The 3,210-nt window shown below is 66.9% G+C and carries 4 protein-coding genes; 2 read left to right on the forward strand and 2 right to left on the reverse strand.

The genetic code is table 11. The features are described from left to right. Window positions 1–676, reverse strand: a 676-nt coding sequence (gene trmFO / locus Q8Q88_RS21825) for a methylenetetrahydrofolate--tRNA-(uracil(54)-C(5))-methyltransferase (FADH(2)-oxidizing) TrmFO (protein ID WP_305677290.1), incomplete at its 3' end; no start/stop codon positions are given. Between the two features lie 131 nt (window positions 677–807). Here trmFO and Q8Q88_RS21830 point away from each other — a divergent pair. Then, the gene (locus Q8Q88_RS21830) at window positions 808–1,692 is read left to right on the forward strand and encodes a hypothetical protein (protein ID WP_305677291.1); all 885 of its coding nucleotides are present in this window, start codon (window positions 808–810) and stop codon (window positions 1,690–1,692) included. On the opposite strand, the gene Q8Q88_RS21835 is transcribed toward Q8Q88_RS21830, so the two are convergent. Next, window positions 1,689–2,300 (reverse strand): glutathione S-transferase family protein, encoded by a 612-nt coding sequence (locus tag Q8Q88_RS21835; protein WP_305677292.1) that lies wholly within the window; start codon window positions 2,298–2,300, stop codon window positions 1,689–1,691. The two genes, Q8Q88_RS21830 and Q8Q88_RS21835, sit on opposite strands and share 4 nt — an antisense overlap. 136 nt (window positions 2,301–2,436) lie before the next feature. On the opposite strand from Q8Q88_RS21835, the gene Q8Q88_RS21840 reads away from it, so the two are divergent. Next, a complete protein-coding gene (locus tag Q8Q88_RS21840) occupies window positions 2,437–2,982 on the forward strand; it encodes a methylated-DNA--[protein]-cysteine S-methyltransferase (protein WP_305677293.1) in 546 nt (181 codons plus the stop codon). The last annotated feature ends 228 nt before the right edge of the window (window positions 2,983–3,210 follow it).

The raw sequence follows: 3,210 nt of genomic DNA on the forward strand, positions 1-3,210 counted from the left end.
AGTCCTTGAACTCGGACTTCTCGCCGGCCAGCAGGGCGTCGATGAAGGCCTCGTACTGGGCCTTGTCCATCGGGCAGTTGATATAGGCCGCCGCGTCGCCGCCGGGCCCGACCTTGTCGTAGCGCGACTGGCGCCAGCAGATGTCCATATTGATGGACTCGACGTTCACGATGGGCGCGATGGCGTCGAAGAACGACAGCTCGCCCTCGCCGGTCAGTTCCAGCACGGCCGCCGACAGGGCGGGCGAGGTGAGCGGGCCGGTTGCGATGATCACGCTGTCCCAATCGGCCGGCGGCAGGCCTGCCACCTCTTCGCGCGCGATGGTGACCAGGGGATGGGCCTCCAGCCGCGCGGTGACGGCCTGGGAGAACCCCTCGCGGTCGACGGCCAGGGCGCCGCCCGCCGGCACCTGGTGGGCGTCGCCCGCCGACATGATGATGGAATCCAGCCGCCGCATCTCGGCGTGCAGCAGGCCCACGGCGTTGCCGGTCCAGTCATCGGCGCGGAAGGAGTTGGAGCAGACCAGCTCGGCCAGGCCGTCGGTCTGGTGGGCGTCAGTGCCGCGGACGGGGCGCATTTCGTGCAGGATCACGGGCACGCCGGCCTGGGCGGCCTGCCAGGCGGCCTCGGAACCGGCCAGGCCGCCGCCGACGATATGAACAGGGGAGATCGACATGCGTGACTAACTAGCAACTTCGCGCGCGGATCGCGAGCCGGGCCTTGCGGGAACGGGGCCCCCGCGCCCATGTTCGCAGCCAAAGGGGCGGCCGACTCGTTATTGGGCGAGGACTTGGCCTGGGGAATGAGATGACTGCGTTTTCGGCGACAGACGCCGCGTTTGAAGGTTTCCGGATCACCCGCGAAAAGCCCAAGGTCCTGCTGATCTGGGCGGGGTTCTATCTGATCATCAGCCTGTTGATGCCGGTGCTACTGGTGACCATGGGCGGCCAGAACCTGATGGCGCTGGAGGCCCAGGCCAACAATCCCAACGCCGATCCCCAGGCGGCCCTGGCCAACCTCGCGGCCCTCGGGCCACTCTACGCGATCCTGATCCCGGTGGGCCTGGCCGTGCAGGCGGTGCTGGCCGCAGCGGTCTACCGCGCCATCCTGCGGCCCGAGGACACCGGCTTCGGCTATCTTCGGCTGGGCCAGGACGAACTGCGCCTGACCGTCCTCACCCTGATCTATTTCCTGCTGAGCCTCGCGGCCGTGACGATCGTGGTGCTGCTGGGCGGCATCGGCGCCGGTGTGGCCTACGGTCTGCTGGGATCGCCGCTGCTCGGGGTCGGCCTGGGCCTCTTCTTCTTGGGCCTGTTGCTCTACGTCGCCGTGCGTCTGTCCCTGGCCCCGGTGATCACCTTCGCCGAGCGCAGGATCTCGGTCTTCGAGTCCTGGGGGCTGACCAAGGGCCAGTTCTGGAAGCTGCTGGGCGCCTACATCCTGGCTATCGCCAGCGTCGTGGTGGTCCTGTTGTTGGCCATGGTCATCTTCATGGCCGTGGCGGCCATCCTCGCAGGCGGCGACATCGCGTCGGTGGGCAAGATCTTTTCGCCCGACCTGAGCTCCGTCGCCGCCTACTACACGCCCCCTATGGTCGCCTACACGATCTTCGGCGGCTTCCTGAACGCGCTCTATTTCGCGGTCCTGGTCTCGCCCGCGGCCGTGGCCTATCGGGCGTTGAAGGAAGGCTAGGCGCTGGCGCTGGGCCGCGTCTTCATCCGGGCGCGCCAGGCGACCAGGTTGGTGAATTCCTCCTCGACCGGCAGGCCGATCCACTCGGCGAAGTCGACCGTCGAGAGCAGGCAGATGTCGGCCATGGTCAGGCTGTCACCGACCAGGAACTCACGGCCTTCCAGCTCGCGGTTCAGGTACTTCTGGGCGCCCTTGTAGGTCTCCTTGTTGCTCTCCCCGAAGTCCTTGTACTGGGTCAGCAGGGCCGCGGTGCGCGGGTGGGCATGGCGCCAGAAGCTGCCCACCGGCATCATGACCGCGAACTCCACCCGGCGAACCCACTGGTCGACCAGGGCCTTTTCCACCGCGCTCGTGCCGAACAGCGGCGGGGTCGGGTTGGTCTCCTCGAAATAGCGGCAGATCGCGACGGTCTCGGAGATGCAGGTGCCGTCGTCCAGTTCCAGGGTCGGGATCTGGCCCATGGAATTCTTGGCGCGGAACTCCGGCGACTTGTGTTCGCGCTTGAACATGTCGACCTTGGTTTCCGGTAGGTCGATGCCCTTCTCGGCGAGGAACATGCGAACGCGGAAGGGGTTCGGCGCCGGCATCGGCGCGCCGTAGAGGATCATGGTGGCTTCCCAAATGAACTAAGTTATGCGGCCAAGCTATTTCGAACGATTGTTTGAATGCAAGCGATTATCCTTACGGCAGGTCGATGTCCGAAAGCCGCGAGAACCGATCGGCGGCCGGTGTTAGATTGAGGTCATGACCCAAGGCTTCACCCTCTTCGATACGGCGGTCGGAACCTGCGGCGTCGTCTGGGGCGAACACGGCTTGCTGGGCGTGCATCTGCCGCCGATCGGGCCCTCCGATCCCCGCGCCAAGCTCGCGCGCCGGTTTCCTGATGCGGTGGAAGCCCCGCCGCCGCCCTCCGTCCAGGCCGCCATCGCCGGCATCCAGGCCCTGCTGCAAGGCGAGCGCCTCGATCTGCTGGAGGTGGAGCTGGACACGCAGGGCGTCGCGCCCTTCAACCTGCGGGTTTACGAGATCGCCCGCGCCATCCCGCCCGGCAAGACCCGCACCTATGGCGAGATCGCCCGCGAGATCGGCGACGTCTCGGTGTCACGGGCCGTCGGCCAGGCGCTCGGCGCCAATCCCTGGCCCATCGTGGTGCCTTGTCACCGCGTCCTGGCGGCCGGCGGCGGCAAGGGTGGGTTCTCCGCGCCCGGCGGCACGGACACCAAGATGCGCATGCTCGAGATCGAAGGCGCGCTCGCCCCCGAGACCCTGCCGCTGTTCGGCGGGCTGTAAGCTCAAACATCCCTCCTCCTTGTGGGGAGGGACAGATTGCTTTTGGCCGCAGACGCGCGGAATCACCTCCTCTCCACCCGCCTTCCGGGGGGGAGAGGGTAGGGTGAGGGGGGCTTGTCGGTATGAACCGGGTAGATGCCTGACAGTTTGGACCGGGTTGCTCCCTGACAGTTGAGGCTGTGGAAGGGAGGGCCCTTCCGATGCCGTTCAGGGAGCTTGGGCGCTTGG

The sequence above is a fragment of the Phenylobacterium sp. genome (genome assembly GCF_030697925.1).
In the GTDB taxonomy this organism is placed as follows: domain Bacteria; phylum Pseudomonadota; class Alphaproteobacteria; order Caulobacterales; family Caulobacteraceae; genus Phenylobacterium.